This is a genomic window from Chromobacterium sp. FG89, from assembly GCF_057808735.1.
Genome location: NZ_JBMDIQ010000009.1, coordinates 93,746 through 111,107 on the forward strand (window position 1 = coordinate 93,746; position 17,362 = coordinate 111,107).

13 protein-coding genes are annotated in these 17,362 nt (G+C 69.4%); 3 read left to right on the forward strand and 10 right to left on the reverse strand.

Annotated features, from left to right (window positions below):
• Positions 1 to 7: 7 nt before the first annotated feature.
• Genes antA through antC form a run of 3 tightly spaced genes read left to right on the forward strand, consistent with a single transcriptional unit; the run spans position 8 to position 2,929 of the window.
• Positions 8 to 1,402: an anthranilate 1,2-dioxygenase large subunit gene (gene antA / locus ACODRW_RS11125; protein ID WP_227108448.1), complete on the forward strand. Its 1,395-nt coding sequence runs from the start codon at positions 8 to 10 to the stop codon at positions 1,400 to 1,402.
• Positions 1,399 to 1,890, forward strand: coding sequence for an anthranilate 1,2-dioxygenase small subunit (antB, locus tag ACODRW_RS11130; RefSeq protein WP_227108449.1), 492 nt, complete (start codon positions 1,399 to 1,401; stop codon positions 1,888 to 1,890). Before antA ends, antB begins: the two co-directional genes overlap by 4 nt.
• 16 nt (positions 1,891 to 1,906) lie before the next feature.
• Positions 1,907 to 2,929, forward strand: coding sequence for an anthranilate 1,2-dioxygenase electron transfer component AntC (gene antC / locus ACODRW_RS11135; protein ID WP_488905764.1), 1,023 nt, complete (start codon positions 1,907 to 1,909; stop codon positions 2,927 to 2,929).
• 53 nt (positions 2,930 to 2,982) lie between these two features.
• Here the strand turns inward: antC and ACODRW_RS11140 are convergent, their stop codons facing one another.
• The 10 genes from ACODRW_RS11140 to ACODRW_RS11185 form a co-directional block, all read right to left on the reverse strand.
• Positions 2,983 to 3,360 carry a DUF6277 family protein gene (locus tag ACODRW_RS11140; RefSeq protein WP_199225904.1) on the reverse strand — a complete coding sequence of 126 codons (378 nt, stop codon included), beginning with the start codon at positions 3,358 to 3,360 and terminating at the stop codon, positions 2,983 to 2,985.
• 84 nt (positions 3,361 to 3,444) lie between these two features.
• A complete protein-coding gene (tssM, locus tag ACODRW_RS11145; protein ID WP_488905765.1) occupies positions 3,445 to 6,900 on the reverse strand; it encodes a type VI secretion system membrane subunit TssM in 3,456 nt (1,151 codons plus the stop codon).
• On the reverse strand, positions 6,897 to 8,522 hold the full coding sequence (gene icmH / locus ACODRW_RS11150) for a type IVB secretion system protein IcmH/DotU (protein ID WP_488905766.1): 1,626 nt from the start codon (positions 8,520 to 8,522) through the stop codon (positions 6,897 to 6,899). The genes tssM and icmH overlap by 4 nt, the downstream gene beginning before the upstream one ends.
• A 169-nt stretch (positions 8,523 to 8,691) precedes the next feature.
• The gene (tssK, locus tag ACODRW_RS11155) at positions 8,692 to 10,053 is read right to left on the reverse strand and encodes a type VI secretion system baseplate subunit TssK (protein ID WP_235088624.1); all 1,362 of its coding nucleotides are present in this window, start codon (positions 10,051 to 10,053) and stop codon (positions 8,692 to 8,694) included.
• Positions 10,050 to 10,649, reverse strand: a complete 600-nt coding sequence (locus ACODRW_RS11160) for a type VI secretion lipoprotein TssJ (protein ID WP_488905767.1) — start codon at positions 10,647 to 10,649, stop codon at positions 10,050 to 10,052. The genes tssK and ACODRW_RS11160 overlap by 4 nt, the downstream gene beginning before the upstream one ends.
• A complete protein-coding gene (locus ACODRW_RS11165) occupies positions 10,649 to 11,035 on the reverse strand; it encodes a DUF4150 domain-containing protein (RefSeq protein ID WP_043593253.1) in 387 nt (128 codons plus the stop codon). Before ACODRW_RS11165 ends, ACODRW_RS11160 begins: the two co-directional genes overlap by 1 nt.
• Before the next feature lie 11 nt (positions 11,036 to 11,046).
• The gene (locus tag ACODRW_RS11170; RefSeq protein WP_107800058.1) at positions 11,047 to 11,643 is read right to left on the reverse strand and encodes a DUF3540 domain-containing protein; all 597 of its coding nucleotides are present in this window, start codon (positions 11,641 to 11,643) and stop codon (positions 11,047 to 11,049) included.
• On the reverse strand, positions 11,643 to 12,722 hold the full coding sequence (locus ACODRW_RS11175; RefSeq protein WP_486637206.1) for a pentapeptide repeat-containing protein: 1,080 nt from the start codon (positions 12,720 to 12,722) through the stop codon (positions 11,643 to 11,645). Before ACODRW_RS11175 ends, ACODRW_RS11170 begins: the two co-directional genes overlap by 1 nt.
• Positions 12,719 to 14,935, reverse strand: coding sequence for a DUF2169 family type VI secretion system accessory protein (locus ACODRW_RS11180; protein WP_488905768.1), 2,217 nt, complete (start codon positions 14,933 to 14,935; stop codon positions 12,719 to 12,721). Before ACODRW_RS11180 ends, ACODRW_RS11175 begins: the two co-directional genes overlap by 4 nt.
• Positions 14,935 to 17,346: a type VI secretion system Vgr family protein gene (locus ACODRW_RS11185; protein ID WP_488905769.1), complete on the reverse strand. Its 2,412-nt coding sequence runs from the start codon at positions 17,344 to 17,346 to the stop codon at positions 14,935 to 14,937. Before ACODRW_RS11185 ends, ACODRW_RS11180 begins: the two co-directional genes overlap by 1 nt.
• Positions 17,347 to 17,362 lie beyond the last annotated feature (16 nt).

The following is a 17,362-nucleotide window of genomic DNA, read 5'->3' on the forward strand; positions in this document are numbered from 1 at the left end:
CATTACGATGAGCACAACCTTCCGCACCACGGCGCAATGGCGCAGCTTCGTCGGCGGCTGCCTGGACTTTCGCCCGGACGACGGCGTCTACCGCATCGCCCGCGACATGTTCACCGACGCTCAGCTGTTCGAGCTGGAGATGGAGCTGATCTTCGAGAAAGTCTGGATCTACGCCTGTCACGAAAGCGAAATCGCCGAGCCCAACGACTTCATCACCCTGCAGGCCGGCCGCCAGCCGCTGATCGTCAGCCGCGACGCCAACGGCGGCCTGCACGCGCTGGTCAACGCCTGCCAGCACCGCGGCGCCACCCTGGTGCGCCAGTGCAAGGGCAATCAATCCACCTTCACCTGCCCCTTCCACGCCTGGTGCTACAAGAACGACGGCCGCCTGCTCAAGGTCAAGGCCCCGGGCGAATACCCGGCGGACTTCGACAAGGCCGGCCGATCGCTGAAACAGGCGCGCGTCGCCAGCTACAAGGGCTTCGTCTTCGTCAGCCTGGACACGGACGGCGCGGACGCGCTGGAAGACTATCTGGGCGACGCCAAGGTCTTTTTCGACATGATGGTGGCGCAATCCCCCAGCGGCGAGCTGGAAGTGCTGCCCGGCAAATCCAGCTACACCTACGACGGCAACTGGAAGCTGCAAAACGAAAACGGCCTGGACGGCTACCACGTCAGCACCGTGCATTACAACTACGTGGCCACGGTGCAGCACCGCCAGGAAGTCAGCCGCCAACAAGGCGAGGCGCAGGCCGCCACGCTGGACTACAGCAAGCTGGGCGCCGGCGACGCCGCCACCGACGACGGCTGGTTCTCCTTTCCCAACGGCCACAGTCTGCTGTTCAGCGACATGCCCAACCCCGCGGTGCGGCCCGGCTACGCCGGCATCATGCCGCGGCTGGTGGCCGAACACGGCCAGGCCAAGGCGGAATGGATGATGCACCGGCTGCGCAATCTCAACATCTATCCCAGCCTGTTCTTCATGGACCAGATCAGCTCCCAGCTGCGCATCATCCGCCCGCTGGCCTGGAACAAGACCCTGGTGCAAAGCCAATGCCTGGGCGTCAAGGGCGAATCCGCCGCCGACCGCGAAAACCGCATCCGCCAGTTCGAGGACTTCTTCAATGTGTCCGGCATGGGCACGCCTGACGATCTGACCGAGTTCCGCGAGGCCCAGCGCGGCTTCCAGGGGCGGCTGGAGCGCTGGAGCGACATCTCGCGCGGCCACCCGCGCTGGCAGACCGGCGCCACGCCCAATAGCCTGACCCTGGGCATCCGCCCCTGCCTGACCGGGACCGAAATCACCCATGAGGGCCTGTACGTCAACCAGCACAGCGCCTGGCGGCAATGTCTGCTGCAAGGGCTGGAGCGGCGCGCCGCCGCCGAGGAGGCCGAGCAATGAATATCGAACTGCATTATCAGGTGGAGCAGTTTCTCTACCGCCACGCCGAGCGCTGCGACAGCCAGGACTGGGACGCCTACCTGGCCGATTACGCGCCGGACTGCGAATACCACGTGCCGCAATGGGACGCCGAGCATGTGTACACCACCGACCCCAAGCGCGAAATGTCGCTGATCTACTACGCCAGCCGCGCCGGCCTGGAAGACCGGGTATTCCGCATCCGCACCGGCAAATCCGCCGCCTGCAACCCGATGCCGCGCACCTTGCACCAGTTGGCCAATCTCCGCGTGGAACGCGGCGCGGACGGGCTGGTGGAGGCGCGCGTCAACTGGGCCACCTTCTACACCCGCTTTGGCGAGACCCGCTATTTTTACGGCCGCGCCGCGTACACGCTGGCGCGAAACGGCGACGGCTGGCTGATCCGGCGTCAGCATGTGCTCTTGCTGAACGATACCGTCAACGCGGTGTTGGACTTCTACCATCTTTGAATCGGAAAGCGCCGATATGCATCAAGTGGCTTTGAATTTTCTCGATGGCAGAACGCTATTTCTGGAAGCGCGGCCGGGGGAATTGCTGCTGGACGCCGCGCTGCGCCAGGGCATCAAGATCCCGATGGACTGCCGCGAGGGCGTATGCGCCACCTGCCGCGGCCGCTGCGACCGCGGCGATTACAGCCAGGACTACGTCGACCCCGAGGCGCTGTCCGCGGAGGAGTTGGCGGAACGCAGCGTGCTGTCCTGCCAGACCCGGGTGCTGTCGGACGCGGCCTTTTCCTTCGACTTCGACTCCAGCCTGTGCCGCGGCGCGCCGGCCGCCCGTCTCAGCGCCGTGGTCAGCCGGGTGGAGCCGGTGTCGGACAGCTGCGCCGTGCTGTGCCTGGACGCCTCCGCCGCAGCAGGCGCGCTGTCCTTCCTGCCCGGCCAGTACGCCAGGCTGCGCGTGCCCGGCGGCGAGCAGTGGCGCGCCTACTCCTTCGCCCACGCCCCCGGCGCGGACAAGCAGCTGCGCTTTCTGGTGCGGCTGCTGCCGGACGGCGCGATGAGCAATTATCTGCGCGACGGCTGGCGGACCGGCGACCGCATCGAGCTGGAGGCGCCGCTGGGCAGCTTCTATCTGCGCCACATCGACAAGCCGGTGCTGATGCTGGCCGGCGGCACCGGCCTGTCCGCCTTTCTCGGCATGCTGGATCAATTGGCGGAACAAGGCGGCTGCGGCCAGCCGGTGACGCTGTACTACGGCGTCAACCGCGAAGGCGATCTGTGCGAGCTGCCGCGCTTGCGCGGCCTGGCCGAACGGCTGCCCGGCTTTGTCTGGCATCCGGTGGTGACGGCGCCGGGAGAGAATTGGAGCGGCAAGCGCGGGCTGATCCCGGATCATCTGGACGCGGACGCGCTGCGCGCGCGGGCCGCCGACATCTATCTCTGCGGCCCGCCGCCGATGGTGGACGCGATGCGCGACTGGCTGCGCCGTCACGGCTGCGAGCGCCTCAAGCTCTATCTGGAGAAGTTCGCCGACAGCGGCGGCTGAACGGCGGCCAGGGCCCGGGACGGGGATGCGCCCCGGGCTCCCGCCCGTCCCGCCTATTTCTTCATGAAGGGCGCGAAGAAGGCTTCCGGCATTTCCGTGGGGAAGCCCTTGGCGTCGCTGGGGCGCAGGTCGGACATGTCCGGCTGGAAGTCGTAAGTCTTCTGCCGGCGCTGCTGGTCCTGGTGCACCGCCACCTGCTTGTCCACCGCGGACTTGATCGCCGTCATGTGATCCAGCATCTGACGGCCCACGTCCTGCACATTGCCTATCATATTGCTGGCGTTGCTGCCGGAGGCGGTGGACATGCCCGGCACCGAGTTCATGAACGGCTCCGCCATGGAGCCGCCGGCGCTCTGGCCGTACTGGTGGGCGGCGCTGCACGCCTTGAGGATTTCCGCCGGGTTGATCATGTTTTCTGCGGCCTTGGTCATGGTGTTTCCTTTCAGTGGGTCATGGAATGAAGCAAACGGCGGCAATGCTGCCCGGGACCGGCCGCGCCGGCCCCGGAGCCGTTGTCAGCCGCCTTGCGGACAACGGAAGGACTGGATCAGCCCGGACCACAGCGGCGACGGCGAGGACAGCGACTGCCACTCGATGCGCACCGAACCCAGGCTGCCCTGGTACAGACGCTCGCGGCGGTCCGCGGTCCCGCCCACGCCGCGGCCGGCGTCGAAGAAGCGGAACAGCGCCCACGGCCCGTCGTATTGCAGGGTGTTGACCCGGCCGTCCACCGACTTCATCTGCAGCCGTATCGCCAGCTTCTGGCTCTGGCCGTTCCAGTCGATGCGCTGCGGCGTGGTGGCGCCGTGGGCGAAGCGCAGGGTCTGGCCGGCCAGATCCAGTTGCACCTCGGCCAATTGCGGGTCCATGTCCAGGAAGCGCAAGACCGTGGGCACGCGCAAGCGTCCGCCGTCGTCCAGCATCGCGTCGCGGATGCGGCTGGCGCTCTCGTAAGCGCCTATCACGTCCGGGCTCAGCAGCGCCTGCTTGCCGCCGTCCACGCTGCGCGCCTTCCACGGCGCGACCGAGGTGTCGACATAGGCGGCCAGATGCTCGCGGAAATACACCGCCATCGCGCCCTGCGGCGCGAACAGCCGCTCAAAACCTTCCACGCTGGCGTCCGCGCCGGCGCCGCGGCGGAACGGATAGCGTCCGGTCAGGCCCTGGTCGCAGGCGCTGCGCGTGGCGCCGGCCGCCCCCTTGTTGAGCACCGCCTGGGTCTGGCTGGAAGTGGCGGCGCTGCCGTTGTTGATCAGGTCCAGCATGATGCCGCGCACCGGTTCCGGCTGCAGGCCGGCGTCGCCGCGCAGCTTGGTGAACACATCGTATTGCGCCGGCAGCACCTGGCCGGTTTGCAGCGCGCCGTTGACCAGGCCCAGCTGGCGGTACAGCGAATCGAACAGCCGCGCCAGCGGATTGCTGCCGCTGTTGTCGTTCCTCTCCAATTGCTTGGCGATCTGGCGCAAGGACTGGAAGTGCTCCTCCACCGCGTGTTCCGGCAGCAAGGTGGTCCGGTAGCGCTCGCCGTTGATCTCGCCCACCAGCGAGCGGCGGCTTTTCTCCAGCCGCGCCTTCTGGCGGTCTATCCAGCTGTCCATGCCGCCGTCGTAGTTTCCGGTCAACATGGTTTCGCGTCCGGCGAAGCGCAGCAGATTGGCCAGCGGGGACTGCGAGTTCATCATGGACGCCGCCAGTTGCGCGGCGTCGTCGAGGCCGGTGACGGAGCGCACGCTGACATTGGCCAGAAAGCTTTGCCAGGCGGTGATGTAGTCCTGCAGATACTGGTTGCGGGCGCTGTCGGCCAGCTTCTGCACCAGGCTGTCGATTTCAAAGCCGTTGCCGCGCAGCGGTTCGTTGCGCAGCACCCAGCTCTGCTCCTCCAGCATGGCGCGGGCGCTGGTCTCCAGCCGCGGCAGGAAGGCGTCGACATAGCCGGCGCGGGTGTACCAGCCGGAAACGGCGCTGTCGGTGTCCGGCACGTTGTTGCGCATGCGCAAGCTCATCGCGGAGCCGAAGCCGGCCGCGCGCGCCAGCGAGATGTCCTGAATCTGCGCCGGCAGGCCCTGCTCCCGCACATGGTTGAGCACCCGGGTCACTACCGGAATCTGCGAGGCGCGGGCGCGGGCCGTCTGCACCAGATTGGCGTCCTCCGGCGCCGCCGGCAGGCCGGGCAGTGCGATCAGCGCGCGCGCGTCGGCGATCAGCATGCGCCGGTCCTCGTCGTTGTACTGGCCTTCGGACAGCGCCTCCCAGCGCCCGGCGATCCAGCGCTCCACCGCGTCGGCGGAGCGGTATTGCGGCCGGCACAGCATCAAGTAAACCTTGAGCGTCAGGAAGATGTCGCCGGGGCTGCCCTCCGTCTGCGCCAGCAAGGTGCGTTTCACCTCGTTGTACAGCTCCGGCATCAGCGTTTTCTGCAGATGGCGGTGATAGGTGGCGGTGGCAGTTTCGGCCACGCGGCGGTGCTCGAAATACGGGGTTCTCATCCCGCGTTCGGCGCTTTCCGCCTGAGCCTGGGCGTAGCGCATCTGCGCGGCCACCGCCAGCAGCGGCGATCCGGCGCTGGGCGCGCTGCCGGCCTGTTCCCGCGCCAGCGTCTTGCCCTCGCTGAACTGGGCCCAGACGTATTCCAGATAGTTGCGCTCGGCGAAATAGCCCCAGGCCACCCAGACCAGCAGGCCCAGCGCCAAGGCCGGCAAGGCCGCCCAGCGCAGCGCGTTCAGCAGGCGGCGCTTGCGCGAGGGCGGCGCGGGCGGGGCCGGCCGTTCCCGCGCCTGACGTTCGGCCGCGGTCAGGTTCTGCTCCATCAACTGCCGTTCCACCGTCACCTGGCGCAGCAAGGGCGTCCACAGCTCGCCCAGCGGCCGCGTCGCCGGTTCCGGTCCGTCGATTTCGATGTCGGCCACTTCCGCCACCGAGCCCAGCCACAGGCCGCGCAAATGAGCCGCGTCCTCGTCGCCGTCGCGGGCGAACAGCGGCGGCAGCAGGCCCTGCAAGGCCTGGCGCAGCCGGCCCAGCGCTTCCACGAAGCGCAGCTGGGCGTGGTTGGCCTCCACCTCGCCGGCCAGGGGCGCGGCGAACTGCACCTGGCGCTGCACTCTTTGCTCCAGGCTGTGCAAGGCCGGCGCCCAGGCGCCGGCGGCGTCCGCGCCGGCTTCCAGCGGCAGCGGGAAGCCGATGCCGCGCGCCCAACGCTCCGGCCGCATCTGGTTCAGCATCGCCAGCGCGCCGTCCAGCCGGTCCGCCCCGGTCAGGGCCAGGTAAACATTGGGGGTGCGGCCCAGGCCGTCGCGCAGCTTGAGCAGGCGCTGGCGCAAGGTGGCGGCCATTTGCTGACGGCGTTTGGACGCCATGGAAATCAAATCGTCGCCGCCCACGCACAGCACCACGCCGCTGACGCTGAGCTGGTCGCGCAGGGCCGCCAAGCCGGCCAGCAGCTTGTCCCAGGCGGCGGAGGCTTCCTGATCGTAGCCTTCGCCGACATTCCACTGGCCCTGGGTGTCCAGCCACACCGCGTCCGAAGACAGGCGGAAATCCAGGCCCAGGCCCTGCCCTATCGCCGTCGCCGGCGCCGCGCCGTCGCGCAGCGTCCAGGACAGCAGGCTGCTTTTGCCGCTGCCGGCGGCGCCCAAGAGCAGATAGCACGGCAGCGGCGCGCCGCCGCGGCGGCTCAGCTGGCGCTCCAGTTGCTGCAAGGTGTCGCTGATATAGTCCGGCGGGCCGGGGTCCGGCTCCGGTTCCGGCGCGGGTTTGGGCGCGCGTCGGAAGGCGCGCGGCGCGGCGGTCAGCCGGCCCCACAGCCAGCTCAGCAGCGGCCAAAAGCCCCAGATCAGCGCCGCCGCCACCAGGATGTGCCGCAGCAAGGCCCAGCCCAGCGGCCGGTAGACGCCGATGGAGATCAGCGGGCCTATCCACCAGATCGCCAGCGCGATCAAAAGCGCGATCAAGACGCGCATGCTTTGCCGGATCATGGTTGTTGCTCCTTATAGCCGGGCTCCAGCGGGCTGGGGCCGTTGGCGATGCCGACGCCCGGGGCCAGCGCCAGCGGGGCCGGCGTCTGAGCGCTTTGACCGGGCGACGGGACGGCGGCCGCCGCGCCCTTGGCCGCGTCCGCCACTTTCCACAACACGTCGACGCGACGGTTGCGCTCATAGGCGGCCGGCGTTTGCGCCGCGTCCAGCGGCGCGCTGTCGCCGCGGCCGGAGGAATCGATGCGCCGCGCCACCGCGTTGTCGGGCGCTTGCGCGCCGCCGGGAATCGCGGTCTGGCGCAGGGTGTCCGCCACCGAGCGAGCGCGCGCCTCGGACAGGCGCTGATTGCTGGGGAAGGCGCTGGTCTGGATCGGCTGGCGGTCGGTATGGCCTATCACCTCCAGATCGCCCGGCCACGGCGCGAAAGCCTGGCCCAGCCGTTCGATGTTTTTCTGGAAGGAAGCCCTCACCTCGGCCTTGCCCACGTCGAAGGCGCCGTCGCTGCGGAAGACCAGCAGCCAGCCTTGCGGGTGCTTATAGGCCACCAGCCAGCCTTCGGACAGCAGCTGCGGCAGCGGCGGCGGCAAGGTGGTGGCCAGATTGATGCTGCGCAAGGGCGGGGTCCAGGCCGCCAGCGCTTCGCGTATCGGCCGGCCCAGCAGGTCCAGGCTGATATTGGCCGCGCCGTAGGCCAGCGCCACCACGCCCAGCGCGATGGCGCCGCCGCGCAGCGGGGTCAGCCAGCGCTGGCGCGGCGGGGCTTCGGGTTCCGGCGGCGGCGGCGGGGGCGGCGGCGCGATCAATTCCGCGCCCAGCGGCTCCGGTTCCCGCTGGCGCCAGATCGCCGCGTGCAGCTGCGAGCGCAAATCCTGCAGCAGCGCCTCGCCGCGATCCAGCACCCGATAACGGCCTTGCCAGCCCAGGGCCAGCACCAGTTCGTACAGCTCCAGCAAGGGGGCGGGCGACGGCTCGTGGCGCAGCCAGCGCTGCAGGTCGGCGAAGGCGTCTTCCCCGCCCCAGGCGTCGTCGTGGAACTCCACCAGCAGGCTGCGCTCGCCGTCGTAGGGCTGCTGGCCGGCGCCGCGCGCCGCGTCGTTGCAGACCTCGTCCAGATAGGTGCACAGCAGGTAGGAAGCGTCCTGGGCCTGTTGCCACTCGCAGCCGGAGGCCGCCAGGCGTTCGCGGTAGAGCTTGAGTTCCAGGCCCAGCTGGGCGCGGATCTGCGCCTGGCTCTCCGCCGCGCCGCCTTGCAGCCGCTGCAATTGCAGCACCGCCGGCAAGGCGTGGGAGATGAAGGGATTGTCCCATTGCGCCTGTTGCAGGCCGGCCTTGAGCAGGCCGCCGCGCGCGCCGGAGCGCTGATAGATCACCGGCGCGTCGTCGGGCTCGGCCTGCGCCCTGCCCGCGCCCGCCGTCGGCGGCGCGGCGGGCGGCAGCGCCAGCGGCAAGGCGTCCAGCGTCTCAGGCTCCGGCTGGGCGTCCAGCGTGGACACTTGCTGGCCCGGCATCAGCAGCGGCAGGTTTTCCAGCCGGCTGCGCATCGCGCCTTCCAGCATGCCGCTGTTCAGGTGCGCGGTGGAGGCCCGGCGAAAGATGGAGGAAAAATTATGCAGCAGATTCATTTAGGTTCACTCTTTCGGCTATTGGGTTTTGAACCTGTTTACGAGCTTGCGAGCTAAGGCGAGACAAGGCGAAAACGGCTGAGAAAGCGGAATGTACGGTTGGTACATGAGCATTTCGAAGACGTTTTCAACGCCGTATCGCCGACGCGCAGCCGATCGTAAACAGGTTCTAAGCGACCTTGCCTTCGCGCAACCCCCAGGCCTCAAACCTCAAGTCCTGGAAGTCCCCGACGATGCGCAGCGCCAGCGCCGAGCCGGCGAAGGCCTGCGCCCAGAACGGGTCGCTGGATTCCACTTCGAAATACACGCTCTGCGCGTAGTACGGCACCTGGCGCGGCGGATTGGGCGCGGGGATCAGGCGCGCGCCCGGCAATTGCAGGTCCACCAGTTTCTGGATCTGCTCCACCGCGCCCAGCTTGGCCTGCTGCGGCAGCAATTGGCGCAGCTTGTCCGCCGGCATCGCCGCGGAGAAGGCGAACACCATCTTCTGCAGCTTCCACTGGCGGTCCACCACGCAGACGTGGACCTGGTCGCCGCGGTCCTCGAACTTCAGCGGCAGCACCGGGGTTTCGATCACCCTGGCCAGCGCGTAGCGCAAGGTGGCCGCCAGCGGCTCGAACCCGGCTTGCAGGTCGTTGTGCTGATAGACGAACTGCCGTTCGGCCAGAGCCTCGTCCACGCCGGGCAGCACGCTGAGGCGGCCCAACAGGCCGATCAGCTCCTGGAACAACAAGGCCGGCGGCAGCGGGTCGAAGGCGTCCAGGTGGGCCAGCCGCATCCGGTATTCGGCGATGCCCTGGCGCAGCATCAGCTCCACCAGATCGGCCAGGCCGCCGCCGGCGGACAGCAGGCGCAAGCCGGCGCTGCCGGCCAGCCGCACTTGCAGCGTGCTTTGCAACTCCTCGATCAGCGCGCGCAGCGTCTGGTGGGCGCGGCTGTCCAGCAGCGGCGGGATGAAGCGCGGGTCCAGCAGCAGGGTCAGCGCGCTGCTGCGCCCGGCCACCCGGGCGAAGGGCAAGGCGGTTTCATCGGCGCGCAATTGCGATTGCCAGCACAGCCGCGTCATCATGCGGCCGGTTTCCAGCGTCAGCCGCCGCGGCGAGCCCGGCGCGTCCAGGCCCACGCTGAGGTCGGGCACTTCGGTGGCGGCGGCGTGGTAGCGCGCGGCGGCCGGCGCGTCGCCGAAGGCCATTTCCGGGCCGCCGCAGCCGGCGGCCGGCAAAGCCAGGCAGGCGATGTCGCCGGCCTGGGCCTCCGAGGTGTCCAGCGGCGCCGGTAAGGGGTCGTGCGCCGGCAGCGCGAACGGGGTGCCGTCCGGCAGCACGCCTTCGGCGGCGCGCAGGCCCAGCCGGCCCAGGCCCAGGCCGTCGCTGTCCACGTCCAGCCGGAAAAAGCCCCAGCCGTGGTTGGAGGTCTGGCGCATCCGCAGGCCGAACTGATGGGCCAGATGGCGTTCCTGCTGCTGAAAATGCTGGGTTTCTATCAACATGCCGTCGCTCCAGGCGACGGGTCCTACCGGCAAAGCGCTCATGGGCTTTCCTCCAGATGGGCGATGGGCGCCTTGCGCGTTTTGCGCCAAGGCTTGCGGCCGGGCTTGGCCGGCGGCGGCGACGCGGCGGGCGCCGCCGCGGAGACGTCCGCCGGCAAGGGCGCGGGCCGCAGCGCGTCGACGATGCGGCTGCGCTCCAGCAGCACCGCCAGATGGATCAGCTGACGGCCGTCCACCCGGATGCGCAGCGGCGCGTAGCCGGGCGGCTTGCTGGCGAAGTCCGCGTCCGCCAGCAGCCAGACCGGGTCCGAGCCGGAGGCCGGCAGCAGCACTTGCTGCACCTGATTGGGCGCCACCACGTGGCGGGATTCGGCCGCCACTTCGCGGCCGCGCTGGGCGCAGCTGGAATCCTCCAGCCCGGCCGGCGGCAGCCAGTTGGCCTCCCGCACCACGTACAGGCAGACCTGCACCGGCCGCGGGCCGCCGCCGCTGTTGTTCAGCTGGCCGCCGCCCACCAGGGTGACGTGCAGCTGGCGCGGCCCCTCGTCGCTCCGCGAGGAGAACAGCGAGGAGCAGCCCGCCAGGCCGGCCAGCGCGCACAGCAGCAGCGCGCGCCGGACAAAGGAGAAGGAGATCATTAGCTCAAGGTCATGGTGATGGTCTGAGAAGGAGCCACCGTCTGCCCGGCGGTGTTCTGGTTATTGGGCAGATTGGTGTCGGTCAGCCGCGTCTGCGGCGCGCCCTGGATCAGCACCTTGCCGGAGCCGGTCACGTGGCGGGACAACGCCGCCACGGTGCCGGAAGCCACGCCGCCCATCGAACCGCCCTCGTCGCCGTGGGTCATCGGGATGATGGTGTTGAGGTTGTGCACCGGGCCGCCGGCGTAAATGATGGTCGGCACATTGGGCACCGCCTCCGGCTTGTTGGCGATATTGGCGTAGGTGGACGGAATCCCCAGCGGCGGGGTCTTGCAGACGTCGGAGGCCGCCAGGGCCATGCCGCCCGCGGAACAATTGGCGAACATCGCGATTCTCCTCAAGCTACGTGGATCTGGCCGGCGTCCAGCTTCAACAGCGAAGCCGAACTCAGCGCCGTGCTCTTGGCGTGCAGCCCCATGTGGCGGTCCGCGTGCAGCAGCAGGCTGCCGCAGTGCGCGGCGTCGGTGCCGCCGATATGGGTCTGCCGCTCCTGTGCCGCGGTGGCGATGGCCTGAGCGCGGCTGTTGAGCTGCCGGCCGTTCAGGCTCAGTTCGCCGTCGGCGCACAGATGCAGTTCGGCGGCGTGCAGCTGCACGCTGGCCGCGCCCAGTTCCAGCCGGCAGACGCCGCCCGGCTGCGGGCGCTCCAGCACGGCCAGCACCCAGCACCCCTCTTCCGACGCCGCCAATTGCACCAGATCGCCGCGCTGCGGCCTCACCAGGCAGCTGAAGGCGGCGCGCGCCTGGCGGAGCGCGCCGGTCGGCAGCCGGACCAGCCATTCGCCGTCTCCCTCGCCTTGCGCGCACACCCGCGCCGGCAGCCATTCCTGGCTGGGGCGCGGCGTCGGCGCGGCCACGCGCAGCGCGCGCAGCACCGGATCGGATTCGGCCGGGGTTTCAGCCCAGGCCAGGGCGCTCTCTTGCATCCATGTCATCATGCGGCTCCTCTAGGTCCGGGCTGCGCCTGTTGCCGCCAGGCCCGGTCTTGCTCAAGTTTGCTATCGTCGAACAACGCGCCGGCGGTGTCCGCCGCGCTCCATGCGCCGCGCGGCTGGCCTATCAGCCTGCCGCCGCGGCAATCGCAGCCGGACAGCTTCACCGACTGCAGCGCGGCGCCGCTGGCGTCCAGCCCGCGCAAATTGGCGCCGGACAGATTGACCTGTTCCAGCCGCGCCTGCCGCAGCGACAGCCGCGGCGCGCTCAATTGCTCGAAGGCGCAGTCCTCCAGCCGCGCGCCGTCGAACAGGGCCTGCTCCAGATCGGCCTCGCGCGCTTGCACCCGCCGCAGCCGGGCCTGGTCGAAGCTGGCGCCGGCAAGACGGCTGGCGCGGATGGCGCCGCCGTTCCAGACGCTGTGCGACCAGGCCGCCTGGCGCAGCTCGCAGTGGTCCAGCGCCATATGCTCCAGTTCGCAATCTATCCAGCGCGCGTTCAGGCCCCGGCAGGCGCTCAGCGCCACGCGCCGCGCCCGGCTCTGGCCGTGGATGAAGTTGCGCAGCTCCGCGCCTTCCACGCTGAAACCGTCCAGCTGATTGCGGATCCAGGCGCTGTCCGACCAGCGCCCGCCCTGCAACTGCCACTCGCGCAGCCGGCAATCGACGAAGGAGCCGTGCGCGCTGTGCACATCGCTCAGCCGCCAATCGGCCGCGTCCAGCTCCACGCAGGAAAAGTCGCGCTGCCGCCCGCCGCGCCATTGGGCCCCGGACGCGCTCACCCGCTGCCAGCCCACCCGTTCCAGTTCGCATTCGTCCCAAACGCAGTCGATGAACTGGCTGTCGGCGCAGCCCAGCTCGCGCCAGACGCAGCGTTCGAAACGGTTGGCCTCGAAACGGCAGTTGACGAAGCGGACCTCCTCGAAGCGGCACCGCTGCCAGTGAACGCCTTCGAAACGGCAGTCGATGTAGACGGCGCGGTTCAGCGTCGCCGCCGGCGGCGCGTCGAAACGCAGCCCCTCCACCACCGCCGGCAACTGCCCGGCCAGCTCCCGCAAGACCTCCTCTCCCGCCGCGCTCATGGCGCCCTCCTCGGCCAGTCCTGGCGTCCGGTTTCCAGATTGCCTCTCCAGCCGCCGCCGGACGGCGGCCGCATCCAGGCGGTTTTGGCGTCGATCAGATTGCAGCCCTCCATCCGGCTGTCCTCCAGGCCTGCGCCGTAGAACAGCGCGTCCTTCAAGGCGCAGGCCTCGAAGCGGGCGCGCGTCAGATCGGCGTGGGTGGCGTTGAGGCCGTCCAGCGCGCAGCCCCGCCACAGCGAATCCGGCGCCCGCAGCCGCTGAGCGTGCAGTTGCGGGCAGGCGCAGTGCTCCATCCGCAGCTGCGCCGCGTCCAGCTCCTGCCAGCTGCACGACAGCAGTTCGCAGTCTTCCAGCCGCGCCTGGCGCAGCGAGCTGCCGTGCGACACCACGCCGAAGCGTTGCTGGCAGCGCTGCCAGACGCTGGCGGACAGATCGGTGTCCAGCGCGCTGAACTTCAGCAGCCGGCATTGCCGCCAGCCGCTGCGCGGCAGCTGGCATTCCACCAGCCCCAGGCCGTCGGCCTGCAGGCCGGTGAAGCGCCAGTCCTCGGCGCGCACCCGGCACCAATTGACCTGATCCCAGCGCAGCTGGCCGATCCGGCCGCCGGCGCCGCCCTCGCCCTGCACGGTGACCGCGCGCCAGGCGCCGCCGTTGACCGCGATGTCGTCCAGCCGGCAATCCTCTATGCCCAGCTGCGCCAGCTCCACGCCGTTCCAGACGCTGGCGCCCAGATTGCAGCGGTTCAAGCCGCCGCCGCTCCAGCGCACCGCTTCCAGCACGGCGCCGGCCAGCGAGCAATCGACGAACTGCACCTGCTCCAGCCGGCATTGCCGCCAGCGGCCGTGATCCAGCTTGCAGCGTTCGAAGCGGACCTGGTTCAGTTCGCGGCCGTCGATGACCAGGCCGCTCAGATCGGCGTCGCGTATGGTCAGCTCGCTCCAGGGGCCGCGCTCGCTTTGCAGCCGCGCGCGCCAGTCTTCCTCGTCGGCCGCCGCCTGCGGCAGGCCGGCCAAGGCGTTTTCATTGGCGCGGACAAAGGACTGCAGCCGGCTTTGCGCCGTCTGCGCCTCGCGCAAATCCTCGCGGTTCTGTTCCAGCCGCGCGCGGATCTCGGCGCGATCGCGCGGCGGCGGCGCGAAGCGCGGATGGTCGGCGGAGTCCAGGATCTGCTCCCAGACCCAGCCGCGCGCGGGGTCCGGCATCAGCGCGTGATCGGCCAGCAAGAGCGGGTCCTGGTCGTCCAGCCGCGCGCGCCGCTCGGCGAAAGCGGCAAGCTCCGCCGGCCGCTCCGGCTCGGCGGCGTCCTTGAAGCCCAGCGCCAGCCGGCCCACGCTGTCGTCCAGCACGTAATCCAGCGGCAGGAAGCCGTTCCACCACATCACGCCCAGATCCGCGTCCGGCAGCAGCCATACGGTTTGCAGCCTCAGTTCCGGGCGCTCGTCCAGCGGGCCGTCGCCGCGCCCGGCCAGCAGCAGCGGCCGCAGGGCCGGCAAACGGCCCTGAAGCTCGCCGCCGCGAAAACCGCTGAGCGCGTACGGCGCTTGCGCCGGCCAGCAAGCCTGCTCCGACCATTGGTCCGGCGCCGCCTGCTGGAAGAAGCGCAGATCGGTGGCCGCCGGCCAGCCCATATGGCTGCCGTCCTCCGCCATCGCCTGCGGCGAGCCGGCGAAGCGCGGCTGCCATTGGCGGCGTTCCGGCCAGTCGCTGCCCAGCGGCCCCATCGCCGCCAGCGGCGCCGGGCTCACGCTCAGGCCGCGGACCCGTTGCAAGGGCGGCGCCGCGTGGCGTTGGCCGAAAGGGTTTTCGCCCTGCAGGCCGGCGGCGGCCTGACGCGGGTCCAGCGCCAGGCTGGCCTCGGCGCGGCTGCCGTCCACGCGCGGCCGCGCCCGGCAACTCGCGATCTTGCGCACGCCGCCCAGCTCGGCCTCGGCCAGCCAGTCCAGCGCGCCGGCGCCGGCCGCCGGGCCGCGATAATGCGCGCTGCCCAGCAACAGCCATTCGGCGCGCAGCTTGGGCATGGCCGGCTCGAACAGCGGCAGCGCCGGCTCCGCGGCCTTGATCGCCTCCCAGCACGCGGCCTCGTGCGCCAGGATGAAGGGATCGCTCAGGCGGAAGCCGACGCCGACGCCGACGCGCAACATGGCTTGAGCGCCGATCTGGGTGCGCGACGAGGACACGAGCGCCGCCTGGGGTTTGATATGACGCAAGGGCATCAGCTTTTGACCTCCATGCCGACTTTTTTCAGATCCACGCCGGTGTCCGAGTAGGACGCGCCGGTGTAGGAGTATTTGAAACCGGTGGTGGAGTTGCTGAAGCCGGTGCTGCTGACCTCAGACCCCACCGAACTGATGCTGGAACCGGTGGTGGACATCTTGCTGCCCACCGCCTTGGTCTCGGAACCCGTCATCGAGGTATCGCTGCCCACCAACTTGACCGAAGCGCCGGTGGTGGACACCGAACAGCCGGTGACGCCGACGTCGGACCCGGTGGTGGACATCTTGCTGCCGGTCACGCTGGTGGACGAGCCGGTGGTGGACATCGAGGTGCCGGTAATGCTGACCGAGGAACCGGTGTCCGACATCGAGGTGCCGGTCACGCTCTTGGAGGTGCCGGTCACCGACATCTTGCTGCCGGTGACGCTGGTGGAGGTGCCGGTATAAGAGGACGACACCCCGGTCATGCTTTGCGACATGCCGGTGGCCGACACGCTGGTACCGGTCATCGAGGTGGAAATGCCGGTCATGCCCTGCGAGGTGCCCGTCACCGAGGTGCGCGTGCCGGTCAGGCTGGTGGACACGCCGGTAAAGCTGGTGGACACCCCGGTGAAACCGGTGGAAATGCCGGTGAAGCTGGTGGACACGCCGGTAAAACCGGTGGACACCCCGGTGAAGCCGGTGGAGACGCCGGTAAAGCTGGTGGACGCCCCGGTGAAACTGGTGGACAGGCCGGTGAAGCTGGTGGATACCCCGGTGAAGCTGACCGACAGGCCGGTGAAGGACACCGACACCCCGGTGAACTTGATCGACGCGCCGGTGACCGAGGTCGACGTGCCTTTCACATCGATGTTCTGGTCCTGGCCCACCGCCTCCGAGCTATTGCGCTCGGTGGTCTGCTGCATGTCTCGCTCGGCGTGCACCATCACCCGCTCCGCGCCGCGCTGGTCATCGAAGGTGATCTGACTGGCGTTGCTGTAACGGCCCTGCTTCAAGGAACGCGTGACCAGACCGGTGTAGCGGATGTCTTTCGGCAGGTCGTAAGGCGTCGGATTGTCGCCGTTGTAGACAATGCCGGTGACCATAGGCCGGTCCAGATCGCCGTCCACATAGGTGACCAGCACTTCCTGACCCACCCGCGGCAGCGCCAGCACGCCCCAACCCTTGCCGGCCCAGGCTTGCGACACCCGGATCCAGCACGAGGCGTCTTCTTCCTGGGTCTTGTAGCGGTCCCAGTGGAAGTGCACGCGGATGCGGCCCAGCTTGTCGGTATGCACTTCCGCGTCCACCGGCCCCACCACGGTGGCGCTCTGGATGCCGGGCAGGATGGGCTTGGCCGTCAGCCGCAGCGGGCGGAACGGACGGTCGTCCGTCATCGCCCGGAACACGGCCATCACATTGCGGCCCTGGCCGCTGCTGTCCGGCCCGTCCTGCAAGAAAGTCAGCTGGCTGGCGGTCACGTAGTAACGGCGGTTGCGCGCCGCGTCCGGGTGGCCGTCCAGCGTGAAGGCGCCGCCGGTGGCCAGGCCGCGGGCGTTGGCGGTGCCGGTGAGCTGGTGGGAATCCGCCTGCAAGGCCTCCAGCCGCAGCCGCGCCAGCCGGTCGCCGCCGGCCTGATCGCTATAGCCGGCGCCGTAGTCGTAGTGCTCCAGCCGGATGCCGTCCAGGCTGGCTTGCGCCTCCTGGGCGTCGCTGTCCAGCCGGTTGGACGGCGCGTGGTAGTCGAAATCGCGCAGCGCGACATTGGTCGGCCGCACTCGCCGCCCGCGTTGCAGCCGCTGCACCCCTTCACGGCCCGGCACCGGACGGAATTCGTCGCCGTCCGGCAGGAAACGCAGCAGGCCGTAGCCGGCGGCCAGATCGTCGAAGCGCTGGGTGTCGGACAGCACCACCACATGACGCTCCGGCTGGTGCTCGATCCAGAAGTAAATGCCCTCGTCCTCCAGCAGCCGCTTGACGAAGTTGAGGTCGGTCTCCAGGAACTGCACGCAGTATTCGCGCGGCTCGTAAGCGTGTTCCAGCTCGAAACGGAAGTCCGGCCGCTGATGCTCGCCGAAGACCTGCTCGACGATCTGCGGCACCGTCAGCTGCTGGAACACACGGCAGTTCTGGTTCTCCGCCAGAAAGGACAGCCAGCTGCCCAGCTCCAGCGTGTAGGTGTAGCTGTCCTGGGTCTGACCGCTGTCGTAGCCGCCCAGCACCTGGCAATGGAAAGGCCGGACGCCCTCGTCGCCCAGGTCGATGTCCACCGTCAGCCGCGAGCCGAGCAGCCCGTCCAGGTCCAGCGCCGGGTCGGCGCAGGCGATGTCGAGCTGGTAACTGGGCTCCTGCGACAGACGCTCGTCCGCCTTGAAGCTCAGCGCGACGCTGTCCGCGTCCAGCAAGGGGCTGTGCAGTTCGATCAAGCGCATGTCCGCTCTCCTTTCC

Excerpts from the sequence above, each read along its gene's own strand:
- ACODRW_RS11170 (WP_107800058.1), bottom strand. The coding sequence starts at position 11,643 with ATGACATGGATGCAAGAGAGCGCCCTGGCCTGGGCTGAAACCCCGGCC.
- ACODRW_RS11185 (WP_488905769.1), bottom strand. The coding sequence starts at position 17,346 with ATGCGCTTGATCGAACTGCACAGCCCCTTGCTGGACGCGGACAGCGTC.
- ACODRW_RS11165 (WP_043593253.1), bottom strand. The coding sequence starts at position 11,035 with ATGTTCGCCAATTGTTCCGCGGGCGGCATGGCCCTGGCGGCCTCCGAC.
- ACODRW_RS11180 (WP_488905768.1), bottom strand. The coding sequence starts at position 14,935 with ATGCCCTTGCGTCATATCAAACCCCAGGCGGCGCTCGTGTCCTCGTCG.
- antA (WP_227108448.1), top strand. The coding sequence starts at position 8 with ATGAGCACAACCTTCCGCACCACGGCGCAATGGCGCAGCTTCGTCGGC.
- tssM (WP_488905765.1), bottom strand. The coding sequence starts at position 6,900 with ATGATCCGGCAAAGCATGCGCGTCTTGATCGCGCTTTTGATCGCGCTG.
- ACODRW_RS11175 (WP_486637206.1), bottom strand. The coding sequence starts at position 12,722 with ATGAGCGCGGCGGGAGAGGAGGTCTTGCGGGAGCTGGCCGGGCAGTTG.
- antC (WP_488905764.1), top strand. The coding sequence starts at position 1,907 with ATGCATCAAGTGGCTTTGAATTTTCTCGATGGCAGAACGCTATTTCTG.
- tssK (WP_235088624.1), bottom strand. The coding sequence starts at position 10,053 with ATGAGCGCTTTGCCGGTAGGACCCGTCGCCTGGAGCGACGGCATGTTG.
- ACODRW_RS11140 (WP_199225904.1), bottom strand. The coding sequence starts at position 3,360 with ATGACCAAGGCCGCAGAAAACATGATCAACCCGGCGGAAATCCTCAAG.
- antB (WP_227108449.1), top strand. The coding sequence starts at position 1,399 with ATGAATATCGAACTGCATTATCAGGTGGAGCAGTTTCTCTACCGCCAC.
- ACODRW_RS11160 (WP_488905767.1), bottom strand. The coding sequence starts at position 10,649 with ATGATCTCCTTCTCCTTTGTCCGGCGCGCGCTGCTGCTGTGCGCGCTG.
- icmH (WP_488905766.1), bottom strand. The coding sequence starts at position 8,522 with ATGAATCTGCTGCATAATTTTTCCTCCATCTTTCGCCGGGCCTCCACC.